Raw genomic sequence first — 20,611 nt, 5'->3', positions numbered from 1 at the left:
GCGAATGTTTGCAGTATAGAGGCGGTTTTTAGCGTGCAAGCGGTAGTGGCACATTGGTGCTAATGATTTTGGCATTAGTGTCATAGCGTTTGGCGCTAAGCGTTGAAACATCTGAACTCAGGCGACTTCGTTCCAGTGCGGTTGCAGCGGCGGCAGGCCGAAACGGGCACGGGCCTTGTCGCAGTCGGTGTTCTGTTCGCCGTTTTCCCACGAGGCTTCAAATTCGCGGCAGGGGCTGGAACGCTTGTCGTAGATCGTGCAGCTCACGGCTTTTCCGACTTCGCCCTCCAGCGCGGTACAGCGCGGCGCCTTGCGGTCGGTACCGATCATCGCGACCCGGCTGGGCGTGATCTGAGTGACCAGTTCATCGGGCACGGTCCCGCCGGAGGATGCGCATTCACCCCAGAAAAAAGAAACACGAAAATGGGAACAGCAGGCACCGCAATTCAGACACGGACTGACTTCGGACATGGGCGGGGGTATCAAAGGGATTGATCGGCAGGATCCGGACGGATCCGGCGGCCATTCTAGGCTTTGCCACGGCGTTGGGAAGGGGGGCGAGAAAGTATTTTTTCATTGCCGGATTTTTCCGCAAAACCCCCGGTTTTCGGGGGATTCGAAGCATTTCAAGGGCTTACGTTTCGTTACACGGCCATGGCCCGTCATCAGGCTTGCGAATGATCACAGACAGCCCCGACGAGCGTGACTAGATTGCAGGTTCCGGGCTCGGATGCGTTGGCAGTGAAGCCCCAATAACAATAAAGAGACGGACCCATGCAGAACTCGACCCAAGCGGCGAATGCCTGGCGCATTCTGTTCCTGCTGTTCCTTGCCAACCTGTTCAACTTCTTCGATCGCACCATCCCGGCGATCATCATCGAGCCGATCCGCATGGAATGGCACCTCAGCGACTTTCAGCTGGGGATCGTCGGCACTGCGTTCACTCTGGTCTACGCAATTGCCGGGCTACCACTGGGGCGCATGGCTGACACCGGTTCGCGCAGCAAACTGATGGGCTGGGGCCTGGCGACCTGGAGCGCGCTGACGGCGGTCAACGGTCTGGTCGGCAGTTTCTGGAGTTTTCTGCTGGTGCGCATGGGCATCGGCATCGGTGAAGCCAGTTACGCGCCCGCCGCCAACTCGCTGATCGGCGACCTGTTCCCGGCCCATCGCCGGGCCCGGGCCATGGGCATTTTCATGCTCGGCCTGCCGCTGGGGCTGCTGCTGGCCTTCTTCACCATCGGCTGGATGGTCAAGGCGTTCGACAGCTGGCGCGCGCCGTTCTTCATCGCCGCCGTGCCGGGGCTGGTGCTGGCGGTGTTCATGTTCTTCATCAAGGAACCCAAGCGCGGCGCGGCGGAAACCGTGCAGGTGTCCCAGGAGAAAGTCGACAGGCCGATTCGCCGCGTCCTCGCCATTCCGACCTTCCTGTGGCTGGTGATGGCCGGATTGTGCTTCAACTTTGCGACCTACGCCTGCAACTCGTTCCTGGTGCCGATGCTGCAGCGTTATTTCCTGATGCCGTTGCAGGAAGCGGCGGTGGCGACCGGGGTAATCGTCGGTGTGACCGGGCTGATCGGCCTGACCCTCGGCGGCTGGATAGCCGACAAGATTCACCAACGGGTGGCCAACGGGCGACTGCTGTTTGCCGCGTTCAGCCTGATCATCTCGACCCTGTGCACGGCGTGGGCGCTGCATGCCGGGCGCATCGAGATCGGGGTGTTTGTCGCAGTGTTCAGCGTTGGCTGGCTGTTCGCCTACAACTTCTACACCTGCGTGTATACGGCGATTCAGGACGTGGTCGAGCCACGCCTGCGGGCCACGGCGATGGCGCTGTTCTTTGCCGGGTTGTATTTGCTCGGCGGTGGTCTGGGGCCGGTGGTGGTCGGCGGTTTGTCGGATCACTTCGCCAAGTCGGCGATGGCCTCGGCGGGCGCCGAGCAGATGACCGAGGCGTTCAAGGCCGTCGGTCTGCATGATGCGATGTACCTGATCCCGGTGGCGCTGTTCCTGACCATGGTGTTCCTGTTCCTCGCCTCGCGCTGTTTTGTGCGGGATGCGAAGCGGATGAAGGACGGGCTGGTGGCGGTGGTTGAGCCGCAGAGTCAGGCCGTTACCGCTTGATGACCTGCATCGCCTGATCGTTCCCACGCTCTGCGTGGGAATGCAGCCCGGGACGCTCTGCGTCCCATTCGAGAGCTGGAACGCGGAGCGTCCCTTGAGGCATTCCCACGCGGAGCGTGGGAACGATCGGCGGGGGGACAGGCAAACAAAAAGGCCCGCATCACTGCGGGCCTTTTCGTTTTTGGCGATGGAGCAGGACGGTCTAACCCGCCACCAGCACCCGGATCGCTTCCAGTCGCAGCGCTGCCTTGTTGAGCATTGCCAGACCTTGTTCGCGCTGCTTGCGCAGGGCATCCAGTTCGCTGTCGCGTACGGTCGGGTTGATCGCCTGCAACGCGGTCAGGCGTGCCAGTTCTTCGTCGGTGTCGGCTGCCAGACGGCGGCGGGCCTCGGCCACACGCTCGGCGTGACGCGGAGTGACCTTGTCTTCACCGGCGTTGATCCGTGGCGTCAGCTGATCGCGCTGGGCCTGGATGAACTTGTTGGCGCTGGCGCGCGGCACGCTTTCCAGTTGATCGTTGAGGGTTTCGAACGCCACGCGCGACGACAGGTCGTTGCCGTTGGCGTCGAGCAGGCAGCGCAGTGCGGCCGGCGGCAGGTAGCGGCCCAATTGCAGCGAACGCGGGGCAACCACTTCGCTGACGTAGAGCAATTCCAGCAAAACAGTGCCTGGCTTGAGCGCCTTGTTCTTGATCAGCGCAACGGCGGTGTTGCCCATCGAACCGGACAGCACCAGGTCCATGCCGCCCTGCACCATCGGGTGTTCCCAGGTGATGAACTGCATGTCTTCGCGCGACAGCGCCTGGTTACGGTCGTAGGTGATGGTCACACCTTCGTCGTCGCCCAGCGGGAAGCTGGCGTCGAGCATCTTCTCGCTCGGCTTGAGGATCAGGGCGTTTTCCGAATGGTCTTCGCTGTCGATGCCGAAGGCGTCGAACAGGGTTTCCATGTAGATCGGCAGGGCGAACTGGTCGTCCTGCTCGAGGATGGCCTCGACCAGCGCCTCACCTTCGCCGGCGCCGCCGGAGTTGAGCTCCAGCAGACGGTCGCGACCGGTGTGCAGCTCGGCTTCCAGACGTTCGCGCTCGGTGCGCGCCTCGTCGATCAGCGCTTGCCACTCGCCATCGTCGGCTTCTTCAAGCAGCGGCAGCAGGCGCGGGCCGAACTGATGCTGCAAGGCGTTGCCGGTCGGGCAGGTGTTGAGGAACGCGTTCAGCGCTTCGTGGTACCACTGGAACAGGCGCTCTTGCGGGCTGGTTTCCAGGTACGGCACGTGCAGTTCGATGATGTGCTTCTGGCCGATCCGGTCGAGACGACCGATCCGCTGTTCCAGCAGGTCCGGGTGCGACGGCAGATCGAACAGCACCAGGTGGTGGGCGAACTGGAAGTTGCGACCTTCACTGCCGATTTCCGAGCAGATCAGCACCTGCGCGCCGAACTCTTCGTCGGCGAAGTAGGCGGCGGCGCGGTCACGCTCGAGGATGTTCATGCCTTCGTGGAACACCGTGGCCGGGATGCCGGAGCGCACGCGCAGGGCGTCTTCCAGGTCCATCGCGGTTTCGGCGTGGGCGCAGATCACCAGCACTTTGGTGCGCTTGAGCATTTTCAGCTGGTCGATCAGCCACTCGACGCGCGGGTCGAATTTCCACCAGCGTTCTTCTTCGCTGGCGTCCGGCTGGGCCTGGAAGCTGACTTCCGGGTACAGCTCGGCGTGTTCGCCCAGCGGCAGTTCGAGGTATTCGTCCGGGCACGGCAGCGGGTACGGGTGCAGCTTGCGCTCCGGGAAGCCCTGCACGGCGGCGCGGGTATTACGGAACAGCACGCGGCCGGTGCCGTGGCGGTCGAGCAGTTCACGCACGAGGCGGGCGCTGGCTTCGGTGTCGCCATCGTTGACGGCGGTGAGCAGGGCTTCACCTTCGTTGCCGAGGAAACCGTGGATGGTCTTGTGCGCGGCCGGCGACAGGCGCCCCTTGTCCAGCAGCTCCTGAACGGCTTCGGCCACCGGGCGATAGTTTTCGCTCTCGGCGCGGAAGGCGGCCAGGTCATGGAAACGGTTCGGGTCGAGCAGGCGCAGACGGGCGAAGTGGCTGTCCTGACCGAGTTGTTCCGGGGTGGCGGTGAGCAGCAGCACGCCGGGAATGACCTCGGCCAGCTGTTCAACCAGCGAATATTCCGGGCTGACTTTGTCTTCGTGCCACACCAAGTGGTGGGCTTCGTCGACCACCATCAGGTCCCAACCGGCAGCGAACAGGGCGTCCTGCGCCTTTTCATCGTCGACCAGCCACTCCAGTGCCACCAGGGCCAGTTGGGTGTCTTCGAACGGGTTGGTGGCATCGCTTTCGATGAAGCGTTCTTCGTCGAACAGCGCGACCTGCAGGTTGAAGCGGCGGCGCATTTCCACCAGCCATTGGTGCTGGAGGTTTTCCGGCACCAGGATCAGCACGCGGTTGGCGCGGCCCGACAGCAGCTGGCGATGGATCACCAGACCGGCTTCGATGGTCTTGCCCAGACCCACTTCGTCTGCCAGCAATACGCGCGGCGCGATGCGGTCGGCGACTTCACGGGCAATGTGCAACTGGTGGGCGATCGGTTGTGCGCGCACGCCGCCCAGGCCCCAGAGCGAAGACTGCAACTGGCGGCTGGTGTGTTCCAGGGTGTGATAACGCAGGGAGAACCACGCCAGCGGGTCGATCTGGCCGGCGAACAGACGGTCGCTGGCCAGACGGAACTGAATGAAGTTCGACAGTTGGGTTTCCGGCAGGGTGACCGCTTCGTTCTGCGCGTTGAGGCCGTGGTAGACCATCAGGCCGTCGACGTCGTCGACCTGCTGGACAGTCATCTTCCAGCCTTCGAAGTGAGTGATCGAATCGCCCGGCGAGAACCGCACGCGGGTGAGGGGCGCATTCCGTAGCGCGTACTGGCGAGTTTCGCCAGTGGCCGGGTAAAGCACGGTCAACAAGCGGCCGTCCTGTGCCAGAACGGTGCCTAAACCAAGCTCTGCTTCGCTGTCACTGATCCAGCGTTGCCCCGGTTGATACTGCTGCGCCATGCTGCCTGACTCCCACCTTGAAAAAGCGGGCTATCTTAACGGAATGAGGGCTCGAGGCCAAAGGATAAGGAGCCTCGGCCCGGCTTTTAACCGCAATCGGCCAATTGCAGGGAAGATTAGGTCATGCATCGGTTTTACGGGATGTTGCGGCACCCCTGAGTGCCAAACCGGTCACAAGTTTGCGACCGATGGCTCAAGGCCCCCCTGGCGCCGCCGATAACCTGCTGACAGGAGACCCTTCATATGCTGCCACCGATGCTCCCCCTGAGCGCCGTGCCGATCACCTCCCAGCAGGATCCGATCCGCCAGCGACCGGATATTCCCCCTGTGGTGCCGGTGCAGGAAAGCTCCAACGAAAGCACCATCGACCTGCAAAAGCGCGACCCGGAAGAGGACGGCTATCTGCTGCGCGAAGAGCAGCGCCGCCAGCAGGAACGCGATCGCCGGCGCCGCGAAGCCGACGACGACCCGGAAGCGCACCTTGCCGTGCCCGGCACCGAATTGAATGCCGACAACACCGTTCCGGTGGCGCCGCTGATGGAAGATCAGCCACGTCAGGGGCTTTGGGTCGACATCGAAATCTGAGGCCGGGTTGCCAGCTCCATCAAATTTTCCAGCAGCACGTCGATCTCTTCTTGTGTGTTCAAGTAACTCACCGAGACCCGCGCGATATTCGTCAGCCCGCGCGCCTGCATGTCCAGCGGAGTGTAGGCCACGCCATTGGCGCCGATGTTGATTCGTCGTTCGGCCAATGTCTGTTTGAGCGCAACACTGTCCCAGCCTTCCAGCGTGAAGGCGATCAGCCCGGATTGTTGATTGGCCGCGCCAAGATTCCGCAGCGTCAGGCCGGGAATCGCCTTCAGGCGTTGGCGCAGTCCATTGCTCAGGTGTGCGATGCGTTGGCGGATCGCGAACGCGCCGAGGCGATTGTGCTCCTCCAGCGCATTGGCCAGCCCGGCCAGTAGCGCCAGCGACACCTCGCTAGTTTCAAAGCGGCGGGCGTCGTCACGCAGGGTAAAGCGCTTGCCATCCCAGGGCGCCGACAATACATCGCGGTGCACGGGGAGCAGTCGTTGCAGAAATTGCGCCCGGATGTACATCAACGCCGTGCCGCGCGGCCCGCGCAGGAACTTGCGTCCGGCACCCTTGAGCACGTCGCACTGCAAGTCTTGAACATCGCAAGGCAACTGCCCCAGCGCCTGACCGGCATCGATGAAATAAGGGATGCCGTGACGCCGCGCCACGCTGCCGATCTGCGCGGCGGGGTTGATCAGGCCACCGTTGGCCGGCAGCCAGGTCAGGGCGATCAGGCGGACCTGGCCGTCGATCATCTGCGCCAGGGCTTGCGGGTCGACTGCCCCGTGGGCGTCACAAGGAATCACTTCGAGCCGCGCGCCGGCCTTCACCGCTTCGGCCATGCACGCCAGATTGCCGGCCCATTCATGGCGGCCCACCAGAATCCGCTCGCCGGGCTGCCACGGCCCCAGCGCGTTGAACGCCTGGCTCCAGGCCGCCGAGCCGCTGCTGGCGAAGGCGACATCCTCGGGTTCAGCGTTGAGCAGGGCGGCGGCCGCGTTGCGCGCGCGTTCCTGTACCCGGTTGTCCGCCGCTTCCATTGGCCCGCCGAGCGCTTCGCGTTGCAGCTGTTCGATCACTGCATTGAGGGTGGCCTGGCTTGGCAGCGAGGCGCCGGCGTGGTTGAAGTGGAACACCTGAGCGCAACCGGGGGTGACGGCGCGCAGGCGCGAGAGGTCATCGTTGTTCACGGCTTGAGCTCGAAGATCGCGTCGATTTCCACCGCAACGCCGGCCGGCAGGCTCGCCACGCCGACCGCGGTGCGCACGTGTCGGCCCTTGTCGCCGAGGGCGTTGACCAGCAGGTTCGAGGCGCCGTTGGCGACGGCGCCCTGAGCCTTGAAGTCCGGCGTGGCGGCCACGAACACCCCGAGGCGCAGGATGCGCACCAGTTTCGACAGGTCATCGCCCAGCGCATGGCTCAACTGGGCGAGCAGGCCCAGGGCAGCCAGTTCAGCGGCTTTAACTCCTTCCTCGTCGGAAATCGCTTCGCCCAGACGCCCGATGAACGCAGGTTTGCCGTCGAGCAATGGAATCTGCCCGGAGATGAACAACTGATTCTGGCTGAGCACATGGTTGACGTAATTGGCGATCGGCTGGCTCGGTTCGGGCAGGCGCAGGCCGAGTTGTTGCACACTTTGGCTGAGGGAATCGGTCATGGGAAGTCCTCCTGAGTGAGGGCTTCAGCATGTTGGCGCGAGCGGAGGGCGACAAACGGATAGATTTAATCCGACGCATCCAAAAAACTCATGCGTTGGCCGTTTCCTCCAGCCACTCGCAGAAACTTTGCACTGCCGGCGTGGGCGGGCGTTGCGGGGTGACCAGCCAATAACCGATCTCGCCGAGCATCGGCGGCGTGTCGAAGGCTGGCACCAACGCGCCGTCCTTGATCCGCCGTTCGATCATTCGTTGACGGCCCATGGCAATGCCCTGACCAGCGACGGCCGCTTCGACGACGATGTTGTAGTCGTGCAGCATGACGCTGGGCACATGAGCCAGATCGATGCCGCTGTTTTGCTGCCAGTCGATCCATTCAAATGGCTGGCGCGATTTGGCCATCAGCAACGGTCCGTTGCTCACGCCCTTGGCCTTGAAGGCCGGGCTGCATACCGGCATCAGGGTTTCGCCCATGAACCGGCGGGCCTCGACTTTCGGCCAGCCGCCCTTGCCGTAGCGGATCGCCAGATCCACCTCGCCTGCGTCGACGTCGGCCAGTTGCACGGCGGGCAGCAGTTCGACATGGATGTTCGGGTATTTCGCGTTGAAATCCGCCAGACGCGGTGCCAGCCACAGGGTCGCGAAAGAGGCGAGCAGACCGATGCGCAGGTTGGTGGGGCGTTCGCCGCGCAGGTGGAGGGTGGCGGCGGCAATCGCAGCGAGGGCCGGTTCGATCTGCCGGTAGTAATGTTCGCCGGCGGGTGTCAGATCAATCGCCCGGGTGCGGCGCACGAACAGTCGCTGATCGAGGAATTCTTCGAGTTTGTGCACCTGATGGCTGATCGCGCTTTGGGTCACCGACAGCTCATCGGCAGCCTTGATGAAACTCAAATGGCGGGCCACGGCCTCGAAGGCGCGCAAGGCCATCAGCGGTGGCAGATCCTGATGCAGGGGCACGGCGCAGATCCTTCGGGTTCAGGGCGAGGTGCCGATTGTGCGGGCAAATCCGGTGGGCGGTACATGAATTGTTGTAGAGCGTTCAGGTCAGTGGCTGGTCAGCGCTTGCGTCAGGCCGCATTATTGGCGCAGTCCTGTCGGAGATCCGGCAGTTGTGATTCAGTCCAAGCGATGCACCGAACGCCATGAGCCAAGACGACAAGCTGATTGACCTCAACACCGAACGCGCCAAGCGGGTGCATGACCTCAACGAGAAGCGCCTGAATGAAGTTCGCCAGGCTTTCGAGCAGGCCATGCCTTTGGGTAAACCGAAGAAAAAGCCGAAAAACAAACCGAAAAAGCGTTGATCTCCTCTGCATCCGTTGATGCAGGTCAGTTATTTTCCCTCCTTTCTTCTGCGTATTGACCGGCATTGATCCCGGTCAATTCCTGCGCCTGCCTGATTGGTTAACTTAGCTCCATCGCAGCAGAGCAGGGGCCAGGAGGCCAGTCATGTTTTTCGATAACGTGGTGTTTGCCGGGGTCCTGACTGTGGGGCTGATGGTTCTGTTTTTTGCAGGGTTTGGATTTTTTATCTGGAAGGATGCGAACAAGCGCAAGAAGCCTTGATTCTTCCGGGTTTGATGAGCACGCAAGGCATTTTGGGCAACTTCGGTTGCCCTTTTTTTTGTCTTCTTGGCGGCCTTTGGGCCGACCATGCTCTTGGAGTTTTGGGTGAATATCCGTTTCTGCGGGTGTTGCCGCTGGCGGTTCCGCTCTTACAGCGGCTCACTTTTCCAAACGCCGAAAAGTAAGCAAAAGGCTGGGCCCCTGCGTTCGGCGCCTCGCTGAGGCTCGGCGTTCCTTCGTTCCGGGATTCATCCGGGGGCATCGCCTACGGTTTGCTTCGCTGCACCTCCTCTCGATGCATGCGGCTTCGCCGCACGGTCGCTGCGCTCCCACCCCCGGATAAATCCCTCCACTCAGCCTTCCGAAGGGGCCGGCACGTCAAAAGCTTTACTCGAGCTAACGCTCATCGTGTTGAGTGGTGGAAGCAAAGGCAAAGGCAAGCGTGGGATGTTGATTTGATCGTTCCCACGCTCTGCGTGGGAATGCAGCCCGGGACGCTCTGCGTCCCATTTCTGAAGGCAACAAAAAAGGCGTGATCCTTTCGAATCACGCCTTCTTCATTACAGCGGTCTATCAGCTCCCCAGCGCCTTCGACGCCAGCCAGAACAGGCCGGCCGACAGGGCCACGGTGGCCGGCAGGGTCAGGACCCAGGCCAGCAGGATGGTTTTCACCGTGCCGCCTTGCAGGCCGCTTTTGTTGGCGACCATGGTGCCGGCCACGCCCGAGGAGAGGACGTGGGTGGTGGACACCGGCAGGCTGAAGATGTTGGCCATGCCGATCAGGCTGGCGGTGGTGATCTGGGCCGACATGCCTTGGGAATAGGTCATGCCTTGCTTGCCGATCTTCTCACCGATGGTCAGTACCACGCGTTTCCAACCGACCATGGTGCCCAGGCCCAGGGCCAGCGCTACCGCCAGAATCACCCAGAACGGGGCGTATTCGGTGGTGGTGGTCAGGTCTTTGCGCAGTTTGTCCAGGTCGGCTTTTTCACGAGCGGCGAGGCCTGGCAGTTTGCTGACTTTCTTCGCGGTGTCGTCCAGGCAGAGTAGGTAGCGACGCACTTCGATGCGGCTTTCAGCGGACAGCGAGTGGTAGTCAGCTACACCTTTGAGCGTGTCGAGCAGGGCGGCGATGGTCGGTTCGGTCTGTTGCGGGTTGCAACGGAATTTCTCCGGCAGGTCGCCTTCCACGCTTTTGCCCAGGGCCAGGAATTCGCCCAGGGTATCGGCGTTGCGCTTGTAGAACTGGCTCAGGTGCAGGGTCGCGTCGCGAGTGCGTTCGATCTGGTAGGTGGTGCTGTTCAGGTCGAGTACGAACTGCGCAGGCACGATACCGATCAGTACCAGCATGATCAGGCCGATACCTTTCTGGCCGTCGTTGGAGCCGTGCACGAAGCTCACGGCCATGGCCGAGATCACCAGGACCAGACGGTTCCAGAACGGTGGGTGCTTCTTGTCGTCGATCTTGCGGCGCTGTTCCGGCGTCTTGTGCATCTTCGACAGCGGGCGCCACCATTTCAGGCCGATCAGCACCAGTGCGGCGATCAGGAAGCCGGCCATCGGCGAGAACACCAGCGAGGCGCCAATGTCGATCGCTTTCTGCCAGTTGACCCCGTCGGCCAATGGGATTTCGTTGATCAGGGCGTTGGCCAGGCCGACACCGAGGATCGAGCCGATCAGTGTGTGCGAACTGGAGGCCGGGATACCGAAGTACCAGGTGCCCAGGTTCCAGGCGATCGCGGCGGCGAGCAGCGAGAACACCATTGCCAGACCATGGCCGGTGTTCACGTTGATCAACAGTTCTACCGGCAGCAGGTGCACGATGGCATACGCCACGCCAACGCCGCCCAGCAATACGCCGAGGAAGTTGAACACGCCCGAGAAGAACACCGCCAGGTGAGGCGGCATCGCTTTGGTGTAGATAACAGTGGCTACCGCGTTAGCGGTGTCATGAAATCCATTGATGAACTCGAAGGCGAGGACAAATGTCAGGGCGAGCAGGAGGCTCACAAGCACCCAGGCATCCAGTCCGCTGAATAAATCGATCATGAAGGTTTTCTGACCCGGTCATAAGGGGGCGCGATTATGCCAGAAAAGACTGGAAATCGATCCCCTACCTGCTCATCGGTAACATTCTTCAACGAATTAATTTGTATCAGAGGGCATTACCCCAGCTTTTTACGCGGTTTTGCAAGTCATTGATTCAGTTAAGAAAAACGTGAAGAGCCGGCGGGTTGGCCGGTTGTCGGGAGGGGCCAGAAGCTTGTATGAAATATCTTGGAAACACGTCTGACATGCTCCAAACCTGTGCAATACAGGGGAGTTGGCCGCTGCCCGCGGGTAGCGGGCGCGCAAGGCATCGTCAGTCCACCGTGCTTGTAACCCGGTGAGTACGCTTACCCTCGAAAGATGGAAGGGACGGCTTCAAGGCTCTTCGGCTTTGAGTTCCTCTTCCATTTTTTTCAGTTCTTGCTGGAAGACCTGATCCTGAACGGTAGGGCGTTTACGCCAGGCTTTGCGTTCTGGTTCGGGCTGGGCGGCGTAGGTGGTGACTTCCCCGCCGTAAACTTCCTTGTAACGTTGTTCCTGGCGCTCAAGTTCCGCGCGCAGTTCGTCTTTCGTCACAGTGCTACCTGTATGAGTTGAGATAAATGTCTGGTGAACGCACTGCAACGGATGATTTAACCGGTTCGCCAACAAGCGCTTGCCTGTGCAGGCAGCGCTATTGTCGGGAAGCGGTCAGGACTTCCATGTTGCAGGCGGCTACGGCACCAGATTAAAACTGACGCAGCATCAGTTTCCTGTTTCAGCGAGCGCGCTGGCGGTGCATCAGTAATGAGCATCAGGCGCTGGCCGGGGCTGGCGGCGATGGACATCGCGCCAGCGAGCGACACCGTCTGCAAAAAAAGCGCGGTGTCGCTGAGGTGCATTATAGCGGCCGAATCGGGATTGACTATCTTTGCCAAATTAAAAACGGTTCCGGATGTGTGATTGTTTTGTGACGTGCAACTTTCATCGATAGTTGCATCCTTGTTGCGCAGTGTTTGGTTTCTGGCGCCATTTAGTCGAACAACTAAGGCGCTTAAATTCCGCAGGCTTCCCTAGTTCAAATCCGCTCTGCACAGCCCAGCCAAAGAGGAGAGGATGATTGCGATTATCGGTCGACGGTTCGATAATCGCCCGGTGTTGGCGGTCTGTCGCTTGTGTAACCGCCGGCGAGCCGTTTGTATAGCCGTTGATCCGAACAAGAAAAAAGGACCTGACATGAACGATCAAATGCGCAATTCCTTCACCTCGGTAGCGCCGCCGATCGTCGCTTCGCCGGCCAAGCGTATCCAGGCCCTGACTGGTGATCCGGATTTCATGACCTCCCTGGCCCGTGGCCTGGCGGTGGTGCAGGCGTTTCAGGAGCGCAAGCGCCACCTGACCATCGCCCAGATCAGCCACCGCACGGAAATTCCCCGCGCCGCCGTGCGCCGTTGCCTGCACACACTGATCAAACTCGGCTACGCCACCACCGACGGGCGCACTTATTCGCTTCTGCCCAAAGTGCTGACCCTCGGTCACGCCTATCTGTCGTCGACGCCGCTGGCGGTCTCGGCCCAGCCGTACCTCGACCGCATGAGCGAGCAACTGCACGAGGCCTGCAACATGGCCACGCTGGAAGGCGACGACATTCTCTACATCGCCCGTTCGGCGACCACTCAGCGTCTGATTTCGGTGGACCTCTCGGTGGGCGGGCGTTTGCCGGCGTACTGCACGTCCATGGGGCGGATTCTGCTGGCGGCGCTGGACGACACCTCGCTGCGCGAATACCTCGACCACGCCGAACTGGTGGCCAAGACCAGCCGCACCATTCACACCGCAGACGCCTTGCTCGAATGTCTGCAGGAAGTCCGGCAGCAGGGCTGGTGCATCGTCGATCAGGAACTGGAACAGGGTCTGCGCTCGATTGCCGTGCCGGTGTACGACGCGTCCGGCCAGGTGGTGGCCGCGCTCAACGTCAGCACCCACGCCGGTCGCGTCAGCCGCACCGAGCTGGAGCAGCGCTTTTTGCCCGGTCTGTTGAGCGCCAGCCGCGACCTCAGTGCGCAGTTGTTCGCCTGATGAAGCTGTTCGATAAACGCACAGAGTTGCGTTTATCGAATTGACGCTAAAACCCCCGGATCATTAATGTCGCGGCAGCGTCATCCGGCGCGAATCTGAATGAGCCCGCCGGATTGTCGACTCCCATAATAATGACAAGAGGCAACTTCCCATGCGCACGTTCCCCGACTGTCGCCGCTCCCGTTCCTGTTGCCGGTATTAGCGCAACGCCTGATTTCTTCCTTATATAGTTGTGACCGTGCCGCTCTCTGGCCGGCCGCCGTTCGACTGCGTTTTCTTGCGTGGAATAAAAATAATGAACCAGCCTCAGTCCGCTGTAGGTCACTGCCTCGACGTGCAGTCCTTCATCAATGCCCAACCGATCTCGCGCTATCAGTGGCGCGTGGTGATCCTGTGTTTCCTGATTGTGTTCCTCGATGGCCTCGACACCGCGGCCATGGGTTTTATCGCGCCGGCCCTGTCCCAGGACTGGGGCATCGACCGCGCCAGCCTCGGCCCGGTGATGAGTGCCGCGCTGATCGGCATGGTCTTCGGTGCGCTGGGTTCCGGGCCGCTGGCTGACCGCTTCGGGCGAAAAGTCGTACTGGTCGGCGCGGTATTTCTGTTCGGCGCCTTCAGCCTGGCTTCGGCCTACGCCACCAACGTCGATCAGTTGCTGGTGCTGCGTTTCCTCACTGGTCTGGGACTGGGCGCCGGCATGCCGAACGCCACCACGCTATTGTCGGAATACACCCCGGAGCGCAAGAAGTCCCTGTTGGTGACCAGCATGTTCTGCGGCTTCAACCTGGGCATGGCCGGTGGCGGGTTTATTTCGGCCAAGTTGATCCCGGCATTCGGCTGGCACAGCCTGTTGCTTATCGGCGGGATCCTGCCGCTGATCCTCACCGTGGTGCTGCTGCTCTGGCTGCCGGAATCGGCGCGTTATCTGGTGGTGCGCAATCGTGGCACCGACAAGGTGCGCAGGACCCTCGCCCCCATTGACCCGGCCATAGTCGCTCAGGCTGCGAGTTTCAGTGTGCCGGAACAGAAAACCGTCAAAGCGCGCAATGTGTTCGCGGTGATTTTCTCCGGTACCTACAGCGTCGGCACGTTGCTGCTGTGGCTGACCTACTTCATGGGCCTGGTGATTGTTTACCTGCTGACCAGCTGGCTGCCGACCCTGATGCGCGACAGCGGCGCGAGCATGGAGCAGGCGGCGTTTATCGGCGCGCTGTTCCAGTTCGGCGGGGTGTTGAGTGCGGTCGGCGTGGGCTGGGCGATGGACCGCTTCAATCCGCACAAGGTCATCGGCATTTTCTACCTGCTGGCCGGGGTGTTCGCCTACGCGGTGGGGCAGAGTCTGGGCAACATCACGCTGCTGGCGACGTTGGTGCTGGTGGCGGGCATGTGTGTCAACGGCGCGCAATCGGCGATGCCGTCATTGGCGGCGCGGTTTTATCCGACGCAGGGCCGGGCGACCGGTGTGTCATGGATGCTCGGGATCGGCCGGTTCGGCGCGATTCTCGGGGCGTGGATGGGTGCGACTCTGTTGGGCCTGGGCTGGAATTTCGAACAGGTGCTGACAGCGTTGGTGATTCCGGCGGGCCTGGCCACGGCAGCGGTGGTGATCAAGGGGCTGGTCAGTCACGCGGACGCGACCTGAGTTTCATTGCAGGATCGTTCCCACGTCGAACTGGCCGCAGAGGTTGCTCCGCGTTCCGCTTCGGAAGGGACGCGGAGCGTCCCGGGCTGCATTCCCACGCAGAGCGTGGGAACGATCAGCGGCTCTCCCGCACGCGGTGCGGGAGTGATCATTAGGCAGATAACAATCTGTTCGATAAACGAACACTCAGTCGATTATCGGATTGTTTGGCGAAAATCAGCGGCTTAATCTTCAGTGACTCCGGCGCAGAACCTCGCGCCTTTTTATTCACTGGCGATTCATTACAAAAACGGGAGCCCGCTCCATGGCTGAGATCCTTTCGCTGCACGACGCGGTGAAGCAATTCGTCAACGACGGCGATACCGTCGCGCTCGAAGGCTTCACTCACCTGATCCCTACGGCGGCGGGTCATGAAATCATTCGTCAGGGCAAGAAAGATCTGACCCTGGTGCGGATGACGCCTGACCTGATCTACGACCAACTGATCGGCGCCGGCTGTGCACGCAAGCTGATCTTCTCCTGGGGCGGCAACCCTGGCGTGGGTTCGCTGCACCGTCTGCGCGACGCGGTCGAGAAGCAATGGCCGCATGCGCTGGAAATCGAAGAACACAGCCATGCCGACCTGGCCAATGCCTACGTCGCCGGCGCCTCCGGCTTACCGTTCGCGGTGCTGCGGGCCTACGCCGGTTCCGACCTGCCGAAGGTCAACCCGCTGATCAAATCCGTGACTTGCCCGTTCACCGGTGAAGTGCTGGCGGCGGTGCCGTCGGTGCGCCCGGACGTGACCGTGATCCACGCCCAGAAAGCCGACCGTCAGGGCAACGTGCTGCTGTGGGGCATTCTCGGTGTGCAAAAGGAAGCCGCACTGGCCGCCAAACGCTGCATCGTCACCGTCGAAGAAATCGTCGACAACCTCAACGCGCCGATGAACGCCTGCGTGCTGCCGACCTGGGCCTTGAGCGCGGTCTGCCATGTACCCGGTGGCGCGCATCCGTCGTACGCCCACGGTTACACCGAGCGTGACAACCGCTTCTATCAGGCGTGGGATCCGATCGCCCGCGACCGTGAGACGTTTACCGCGTGGATCAACGAATACATCCATGGCTGCGCTGACTTCAGCGAGTTCCAGGCCAAGTTGGCCGCTGCTTCGGAGGCCAAGTAATGACTTACACCACCAACGAAATGATGACCGTTGCCGCGGCCCGTCGCCTGCAGAACGGCTCGGTGTGCTTCGTCGGCATCGGCCTGCCGTCGAAAGCCGCCAACCTGGCGCGCCTGACCTCGTCGCCGGACGTAGTGCTGATCTACGAATCCGGCCCGATCGGCGCCAAACCCAGCGTATTGCCACTGTCGATCGGTGACGGCGAACTGGCAGAAACCGCGGACACTGTTGTGCCGACCGGTGAGATTTTTCGCTACTGGCTGCAGGGCGGGCGCATCGACGTCGGTTTCCTCGGTGCAGCCCAGGTCGACCGTTTTGGCAACATCAACACCACTGTGGTCGGCGACTATCACCAGCCGAAAGTACGCCTGCCGGGTGCCGGTGGCGCGCCGGAAATTGCTGGTTCTGCCAAGAGCGTGCTGATCATCCTTAAACAGTCGGCGCGTTCGTTTGTCGACAAGCTCGATTTCATTACCTCGGTCGGCCATGGCGAGGGCGGCGATTCGCGCAAACGTCTGGGCCTGCCGGGTGCCGGCCCGGTCGGGATCATCACCGACCTGTGCATCATGGAGCCGGAAGAGGGCACCCACGAGTTCGTGGTCACCGCACTGCACCCGGGCGTGACTCGCGAGCAAGTGGTCGCCGCCACCGGTTGGCCGATCCGTTTTGCCGACAGCGTTGCAACCACCGCTGAACCGACCGAAGTCGAACTGACTGCGCTGCGCGATCTCGAAGCGCGCACCGCAGCGGCCCACGGCCAGGCACCGGGAGAAGCATGATGCGTGACGTTTATATCTGCGATGCGATTCGTACCCCCATTGGTCGTTTCGGTGGCGGTCTGGCGGCGGTTCGCGCCGACGACCTGGCCGCCGTGCCGATCAAGGCCCTGATGGAGCGCAATCCGTCGGTGGACTGGAGCGCCATCGACGAGGTATTCCTCGGCTGCGCCAACCAGGCCGGTGAAGACAACCGCAACGTGGCGCGCATGGCGCTGCTGCTGGCCGGTCTGCCGGAGACCGTGCCGGGCGTCACCCTCAATCGCCTCTGCGCGTCGGGCATGGATGCCATCGGCACCGCGTTCCGCGCCATCGCCAGCGGTGAAATGGAGCTGGCGATTGCCGGTGGCGTCGAGTCGATGTCCCGCGCACCGTTCGTGATGGGCAAGGCTGATGCGGCGTTCTCGCGCAACATGAAGCTGGAAGACACCACCATCGGCTGGCGTTTCATCAACCCGTTGATGAAGGCGCAGTACGGCGTCGATGCGATGCCGCAGACCGCCGACAACGTCGCCGACGACTATAAAGTGTCGCGCGAAGATCAGGACGCTTTCGCCCTGCGCAGTCAGCAACGTACGGCCGCTGCCCAGGCTGCCGGCTACTTCGCCGAGGAAATCGTCGAAGTGCGGATCGCCCACAAGAAGGGCGAAACCGTGGTCAGCCAGGACGAACACCCTCGCGCCGACACCACGCTTGAAGCCCTGACCAAATTGAAACCGGTCAACGGCCCGGACAAGACAGTCACCGCCGGCAACGCTTCAGGCGTCAACGACGGTGCCGCCGCGCTGATTCTGGCCTCGGCGGAAGCGGTGAAAAAACACGGCCTGACCGCTCGCGCCAAAGTGCTCGGTATGGCCAGCGCTGGGGTCGCGCCACGGGTGATGGGCATCGGCCCGGTGCCGGCGGTGCGCAAACTCACCGAACGCCTCGGCGTGGCGGTCAGCGATTTCGATGTGATCGAACTCAACGAAGCGTTTGCCAGCCAGGGTCTGGCGGTATTACGCGAGTTGGGGCTGGCGGACGACGCGGCCCAGGTCAACCCGAACGGTGGCGCGATTGCCTTGGGCCACCCGTTGGGCATGAGCGGTGCGCGACTGGTGCTGACCGCGCTGCATCAGCTGGAAAAATCCGGTGGCAAGAAAGGTCTGGCGACCATGTGCGTCGGTGTCGGCCAGGGTCTGGCCCTGGCCATCGAACGCGTCTGACGCAAGCCGTGACGAAAAAGAACAGAGGAAAGCGAAATGACTGACAAGCCTGGTTACCGCCGCCCGCAGGAAGGCACCCAGCCGCCGTACCTGCATCCGACCTATCAATCCACCAATCTGCGCTCGCCGTCCAAGCCGTTGGTGTTCCTGCCGCATTCGCTGTCGGAAATCACCGGCCCGACCATCGGCGCCGAGCGTGTGGCCGATACCGACAACGATTTGACCGCCCAGCATCAGGGTGAACCCCTCGGCGAGCGGATCATCATTCACGGGCGCGTGCTCGACGAAGACGGTCTACCGGTGCCGGGGATTCTGGTGGAGATCTGGCAGGCCAACGCCGCCGGTCGCTACAACCACGCCCGTGACCTGCACGATGCACCGCTGGATCCGAATTTCACCGGCACCGGTCGCACCGTGACCGACGCCGACGGCTGGTATCAGTTCCAGACCATCAAGCCCGGCGCTTATCCGTGGGGCAACCACCACAACGCCTGGCGCCCGGCGCATGTGCATTTCTCGCTGTTCGGGCCGAGCATCCTGACCCGTCTGGTCACGCAAATGTATTTCCCGGGCGATCCGCTGCTGGCCTACGACCCGATCTACAACTGTGTGCCGGACACCTCGGCCAAGGAACGCCTGATCGCCGCTTTCGATCTGGAAAAAACCATTCCGTCCTACGCCCTCGCTTATCGCTGGGACATCGTGCTGCGCGGCCGCGAAGCCACGCCGATGGAGAAATGAGATGACCCTGACTGCGACCACGTCCCACACCGTCGGGCCGTATTACCACATCGGCCTGACCTGGCTGAACCGTGAAAACCTGGCCAACGAACTGACCCTCGGTCAGCGCGTGGCGATCACCGGCCAAGTGGTGGACGGCAACGGCGACGTCGTCAACGACGCCATGCTCGAAGTCTGGCAGGCCAACGCCGCCGGCAAATACGATCACCCGGAAGACGAGCAGGCCAAACCGCTCGACCCGAATTTCGAAGGCTTCGGCCGGGTGCCAGTAGATGCCGATGGGCGCTTCCGTTTCACCACCATCAAGCCGGGCACGGTCGAAGGCCTGAAAGGCACGACCCAGGCGCCGCATCTGGTGGTGCTGGTGTTTGCGCGCGGGCTGGTGAAGCACTTGCTGACGCGGATTTATTTCGAGGGCGATCCGGCGAACGTCAATGATCCGCTGCTCGAATGCGTACCGGCCGAACGCCGCGATACGTTGCTGGCGAAGCCGGATGCGGCGGGTGTCTATCAGTGGAATGTGATTCTGCAGGGCACTGATGCCGAGACGGTGTTCTTCGATTATTGAACCGGATACTGATCGTTCCCACGCTCTGCGTGGGAACGATCAGAGATCGGGTCTGGTTGGTGATCCAATGCGGAACGGGACTGTTGCGAAGTGTGTCTAGACTCTCACTGTCCCTATCGAGTGAAAAAACAATGACAACCACCACCTCCCATTACACCGGTGAAGAGCGCAGCAAGCGCATCTTTGCCATTGTCGGTGCCTCGTCCGGCAACCTCGTCGAATGGTTCGACTTCTACGTCTACGCTTTCTGCGCGATCTACTTCGCCCCGGCGTTTTTCCCCTCCGACAACCCCACGGTGCAACTGGTCAACACGGCAGGCGTGTTCGCCGCCGGGTTCCTGATGCGACCGATCGGCGGCTGGATTTTCGGCCGGGTCGCGGACAAGCACGGGCGCAAGAACTCGATGCTGATCTCGATCCTGATGATGTGCTTCGGCTCGTTGTTGATCGCCTGTCTGCCGACCTACAAGGACATCGGCGTCTGGGCGCCGCTGCTGCTGTTGTTCGCGCGTCTGCTGCAAGGCCTGTCGGTGGGCGGTGAGTACGGCACCACCGCGACCTACATGAGCGAAGTCGCGCTCAAGGGCCAGCGCGGGTTCTTCGCCTCGTTCCAGTACGTGACCCTGATCGGCGGGCAACTGCTGGCGGTGCTGCTGGTGGTGATCCTGCAACAGTTCCTTTCTGAAGAAGAATTGCGTGCCTACGGCTGGCGGATCCCGTTCGTGGTCGGGGCGGTAGCGGCGCTTATTTCGCTGTTCCTGCGTCGCTCGCTGAAAGAAACCACCAACAAGGAAACGCGTGAGCACAAGGACGCCGGCAGCATCAGTGCGCTGTTCCGCGACCACAAGGCTGCGTTCATCACCGTGCTCGGCTACACCGCCGGTGGCTCGCTGATTTTCTACACCTTCACCACGTACATGCAGAAGTACCTGGTGAACACCGCCGGCATGCATGCCAAGACCGCCAGCTACATCATGACCGGCGCGCTGTTCCTGTACATGTGCATGCAGCCGCTGTTCGGCATGCTCGCCGACAAGATCGGCCGGCGTAACTCGATGCTCTGGTTCGGCGGCCTCGGCACGCTGTTCACGGTGCCGATCCTGCTCAGCCTGAAAAGTGTCGGCAGCCCGTTCCTGGCTTTCGTGCTGATCACCCTGGCGCTGGCGATCGTCAGTTTCTACACCTCGATCAGCGGTCTGGTGAAAGCCGAGATGTTCCCGCCGGAAGTCCGCGCCCTCGGCGTCGGCCTGGCCTACGCGGTAGCGAATGCGATCTTTGGTGGTTCGGCAGAATACGTGGCCCTGAGCCTCAAGGCTGGTGGAATGGAAAACGCGTTCTACTGGTATGTCACGATCATGATGGCCGTGGCGTTCCTGTTCAGCCTGCGCCTGCCCAAAGAAGCGAAGTATTTGCACCACGACCTTTAAACCATGCGCGCGG

General features: G+C 61.9%; 20 protein-coding genes. 13 read left to right on the top strand and 7 right to left on the bottom strand.

From position 1 onward, the window contains the following. Positions 1–117 precede the first annotated feature (117 nt). Complete coding sequence (locus AWU82_RS20770; RefSeq protein WP_064382949.1) at positions 118–471, bottom strand: YkgJ family cysteine cluster protein; 354 nt, start codon at positions 469–471, stop codon at positions 118–120. 303 nt (positions 472–774) lie between these two features. Between AWU82_RS20770 and AWU82_RS20765 the strand changes: the two genes are divergently transcribed. Continuing rightward, a complete protein-coding gene (locus AWU82_RS20765) occupies positions 775–2,124 on the top strand; it encodes a spinster family MFS transporter (RefSeq protein ID WP_064382950.1) in 1,350 nt (449 codons plus the stop codon). A 202-nt stretch (positions 2,125–2,326) separates the two neighbouring features. On the opposite strand, the gene rapA is transcribed toward AWU82_RS20765, so the two are convergent. Further along, entirely contained in the window at positions 2,327–5,173 is a 2,847-nt protein-coding gene (rapA, locus tag AWU82_RS20760; protein ID WP_064382951.1) for an RNA polymerase-associated protein RapA, read from the bottom strand. Positions 5,174–5,416: 243 nt separating this feature from the next. Here rapA and AWU82_RS20755 point away from each other — a divergent pair, with 243 nt between their 5' ends. Beyond that, positions 5,417–5,758: a hypothetical protein gene (locus AWU82_RS20755; protein ID WP_007959194.1), complete on the top strand. Its 342-nt coding sequence runs from the start codon at positions 5,417–5,419 to the stop codon at positions 5,756–5,758. Here AWU82_RS20755 and AWU82_RS20750 read toward each other — a convergent pair. From AWU82_RS20750 to AWU82_RS20740, 3 genes are all read right to left on the bottom strand, one after another. After that, positions 5,728–6,939 carry an aminotransferase class V-fold PLP-dependent enzyme gene (locus tag AWU82_RS20750; protein WP_064382952.1) on the bottom strand — a complete coding sequence of 404 codons (1,212 nt, stop codon included), beginning with the start codon at positions 6,937–6,939 and terminating at the stop codon, positions 5,728–5,730. The two genes, AWU82_RS20755 and AWU82_RS20750, sit on opposite strands and share 31 nt — an antisense overlap. Then, positions 6,936–7,406, bottom strand: a complete 471-nt coding sequence (locus tag AWU82_RS20745; protein ID WP_064382953.1) for a RidA family protein — start codon at positions 7,404–7,406, stop codon at positions 6,936–6,938. Before AWU82_RS20745 ends, AWU82_RS20750 begins: the two co-directional genes overlap by 4 nt. 88 nt (positions 7,407–7,494) lie before the next feature. After that, a complete protein-coding gene (locus AWU82_RS20740; protein ID WP_064382954.1) occupies positions 7,495–8,361 on the bottom strand; it encodes a LysR substrate-binding domain-containing protein in 867 nt (288 codons plus the stop codon). A 185-nt stretch (positions 8,362–8,546) separates the two neighbouring features. Between AWU82_RS20740 and AWU82_RS20735 the strand changes: the two genes are divergently transcribed. Next, a complete protein-coding gene (locus AWU82_RS20735) occupies positions 8,547–8,708 on the top strand; it encodes a hypothetical protein (protein WP_007959203.1) in 162 nt (53 codons plus the stop codon). A gap of 145 nt (positions 8,709–8,853) precedes the next feature. Continuing rightward, the gene (gene ccoM, locus AWU82_RS29410) at positions 8,854–8,970 is read left to right on the top strand and encodes a cytochrome c oxidase subunit CcoM (protein WP_007959205.1); all 117 of its coding nucleotides are present in this window, start codon (positions 8,854–8,856) and stop codon (positions 8,968–8,970) included. 573 nt (positions 8,971–9,543) lie between these two features. Here the strand turns inward: ccoM and AWU82_RS20730 are convergent. Both AWU82_RS20730 and AWU82_RS20725 read right to left on the bottom strand, forming a co-directional pair. Then, positions 9,544–11,019: an inorganic phosphate transporter gene (locus AWU82_RS20730; protein WP_011332813.1), complete on the bottom strand. Its 1,476-nt coding sequence runs from the start codon at positions 11,017–11,019 to the stop codon at positions 9,544–9,546. A gap of 375 nt (positions 11,020–11,394) precedes the next feature. Beyond that, complete coding sequence (locus tag AWU82_RS20725) at positions 11,395–11,595, bottom strand: hypothetical protein (RefSeq protein WP_007957826.1); 201 nt, start codon at positions 11,593–11,595, stop codon at positions 11,395–11,397. Positions 11,596–11,805: 210 nt separating this feature from the next. Here AWU82_RS20725 and AWU82_RS20720 point away from each other — a divergent pair, with 210 nt between their 5' ends. From AWU82_RS20720 to AWU82_RS20680, 9 genes are all read left to right on the top strand, one after another. Next, positions 11,806–11,961 carry a hypothetical protein gene (locus tag AWU82_RS20720; RefSeq protein ID WP_170929005.1) on the top strand — a complete coding sequence of 52 codons (156 nt, stop codon included), beginning with the start codon at positions 11,806–11,808 and terminating at the stop codon, positions 11,959–11,961. 273 nt (positions 11,962–12,234) lie between these two features. Then, positions 12,235–13,077: a pca regulon transcriptional regulator PcaR gene (pcaR, locus tag AWU82_RS20715; protein ID WP_011332816.1), complete on the top strand. Its 843-nt coding sequence runs from the start codon at positions 12,235–12,237 to the stop codon at positions 13,075–13,077. Between the two features lie 295 nt (positions 13,078–13,372). Then, positions 13,373–14,719: a 4-hydroxybenzoate transporter PcaK gene (gene pcaK, locus AWU82_RS20710; RefSeq protein WP_064382955.1), complete on the top strand. Its 1,347-nt coding sequence runs from the start codon at positions 13,373–13,375 to the stop codon at positions 14,717–14,719. Between the two features lie 304 nt (positions 14,720–15,023). Next, positions 15,024–15,881 carry a CoA transferase subunit A gene (locus AWU82_RS20705; RefSeq protein ID WP_003222404.1) on the top strand — a complete coding sequence of 286 codons (858 nt, stop codon included), beginning with the start codon at positions 15,024–15,026 and terminating at the stop codon, positions 15,879–15,881. Further along, entirely contained in the window at positions 15,881–16,660 is a 780-nt protein-coding gene (locus tag AWU82_RS20700; protein WP_064382956.1) for a CoA-transferase subunit beta, read from the top strand. Before AWU82_RS20705 ends, AWU82_RS20700 begins: the two co-directional genes overlap by 1 nt. Further along, positions 16,657–17,862 carry a 3-oxoadipyl-CoA thiolase gene (gene pcaF / locus AWU82_RS20695; protein ID WP_170929006.1) on the top strand — a complete coding sequence of 402 codons (1,206 nt, stop codon included), beginning with the start codon at positions 16,657–16,659 and terminating at the stop codon, positions 17,860–17,862. Before AWU82_RS20700 ends, pcaF begins: the two co-directional genes overlap by 4 nt. A gap of 36 nt (positions 17,863–17,898) precedes the next feature. Then, positions 17,899–18,603 (top strand): protocatechuate 3,4-dioxygenase subunit beta, encoded by a 705-nt coding sequence (gene pcaH / locus AWU82_RS20690; protein ID WP_011332820.1) that lies wholly within the window; start codon positions 17,899–17,901, stop codon positions 18,601–18,603. Position 18,604: 1 nt separating this feature from the next. Continuing rightward, the gene (pcaG, locus tag AWU82_RS20685; RefSeq protein ID WP_011332821.1) at positions 18,605–19,171 is read left to right on the top strand and encodes a protocatechuate 3,4-dioxygenase subunit alpha; all 567 of its coding nucleotides are present in this window, start codon (positions 18,605–18,607) and stop codon (positions 19,169–19,171) included. Positions 19,172–19,302: 131 nt separating this feature from the next. Next, the gene (locus tag AWU82_RS20680) at positions 19,303–20,598 is read left to right on the top strand and encodes an MFS family transporter (protein WP_064382958.1); all 1,296 of its coding nucleotides are present in this window, start codon (positions 19,303–19,305) and stop codon (positions 20,596–20,598) included. Positions 20,599–20,611 lie beyond the last annotated feature (13 nt).

It is taken from the genome of Pseudomonas glycinae, assembly GCF_001594225.2.
Classification (GTDB): Bacteria; Pseudomonadota; Gammaproteobacteria; order Pseudomonadales; family Pseudomonadaceae; genus Aquipseudomonas; species Aquipseudomonas glycinae.
Note: the sequence above shows the minus strand (reverse complement) of the source record. Positions and strands in the feature narration are given on the sequence as shown.

What these genes read in the sequence shown, in the direction of transcription:
- rapA (WP_064382951.1), bottom strand. Translation starts at nt 5,173, where the DNA reads ATGGCGCAGCAGTATCAACCGGGGCAACGCTGGATCAGTGACAGCGAA.
- ccoM (WP_007959205.1), top strand. Translation starts at nt 8,854, where the DNA reads ATGTTTTTCGATAACGTGGTGTTTGCCGGGGTCCTGACTGTGGGGCTG.
- AWU82_RS20770 (WP_064382949.1), bottom strand. Translation starts at nt 471, where the DNA reads ATGTCCGAAGTCAGTCCGTGTCTGAATTGCGGTGCCTGCTGTTCCCAT.
- pcaR (WP_011332816.1), top strand. Translation starts at nt 12,235, where the DNA reads ATGAACGATCAAATGCGCAATTCCTTCACCTCGGTAGCGCCGCCGATC.
- AWU82_RS20680 (WP_064382958.1), top strand. Translation starts at nt 19,303, where the DNA reads ATGACAACCACCACCTCCCATTACACCGGTGAAGAGCGCAGCAAGCGC.
- pcaH (WP_011332820.1), top strand. Translation starts at nt 17,899, where the DNA reads ATGACTGACAAGCCTGGTTACCGCCGCCCGCAGGAAGGCACCCAGCCG.
- AWU82_RS20705 (WP_003222404.1), top strand. Translation starts at nt 15,024, where the DNA reads ATGGCTGAGATCCTTTCGCTGCACGACGCGGTGAAGCAATTCGTCAAC.
- AWU82_RS20720 (WP_170929005.1), top strand. Translation starts at nt 11,806, where the DNA reads ATGAGCATCAGGCGCTGGCCGGGGCTGGCGGCGATGGACATCGCGCCA.
- pcaG (WP_011332821.1), top strand. Translation starts at nt 18,605, where the DNA reads ATGACCCTGACTGCGACCACGTCCCACACCGTCGGGCCGTATTACCAC.
- pcaK (WP_064382955.1), top strand. Translation starts at nt 13,373, where the DNA reads ATGAACCAGCCTCAGTCCGCTGTAGGTCACTGCCTCGACGTGCAGTCC.
- AWU82_RS20730 (WP_011332813.1), bottom strand. Translation starts at nt 11,019, where the DNA reads ATGATCGATTTATTCAGCGGACTGGATGCCTGGGTGCTTGTGAGCCTC.
- AWU82_RS20755 (WP_007959194.1), top strand. Translation starts at nt 5,417, where the DNA reads ATGCTGCCACCGATGCTCCCCCTGAGCGCCGTGCCGATCACCTCCCAG.
- AWU82_RS20700 (WP_064382956.1), top strand. Translation starts at nt 15,881, where the DNA reads ATGACTTACACCACCAACGAAATGATGACCGTTGCCGCGGCCCGTCGC.
- AWU82_RS20765 (WP_064382950.1), top strand. Translation starts at nt 775, where the DNA reads ATGCAGAACTCGACCCAAGCGGCGAATGCCTGGCGCATTCTGTTCCTG.
- pcaF (WP_170929006.1), top strand. Translation starts at nt 16,657, where the DNA reads ATGATGCGTGACGTTTATATCTGCGATGCGATTCGTACCCCCATTGGT.
- AWU82_RS20745 (WP_064382953.1), bottom strand. Translation starts at nt 7,406, where the DNA reads ATGACCGATTCCCTCAGCCAAAGTGTGCAACAACTCGGCCTGCGCCTG.
- AWU82_RS20735 (WP_007959203.1), top strand. Translation starts at nt 8,547, where the DNA reads ATGAGCCAAGACGACAAGCTGATTGACCTCAACACCGAACGCGCCAAG.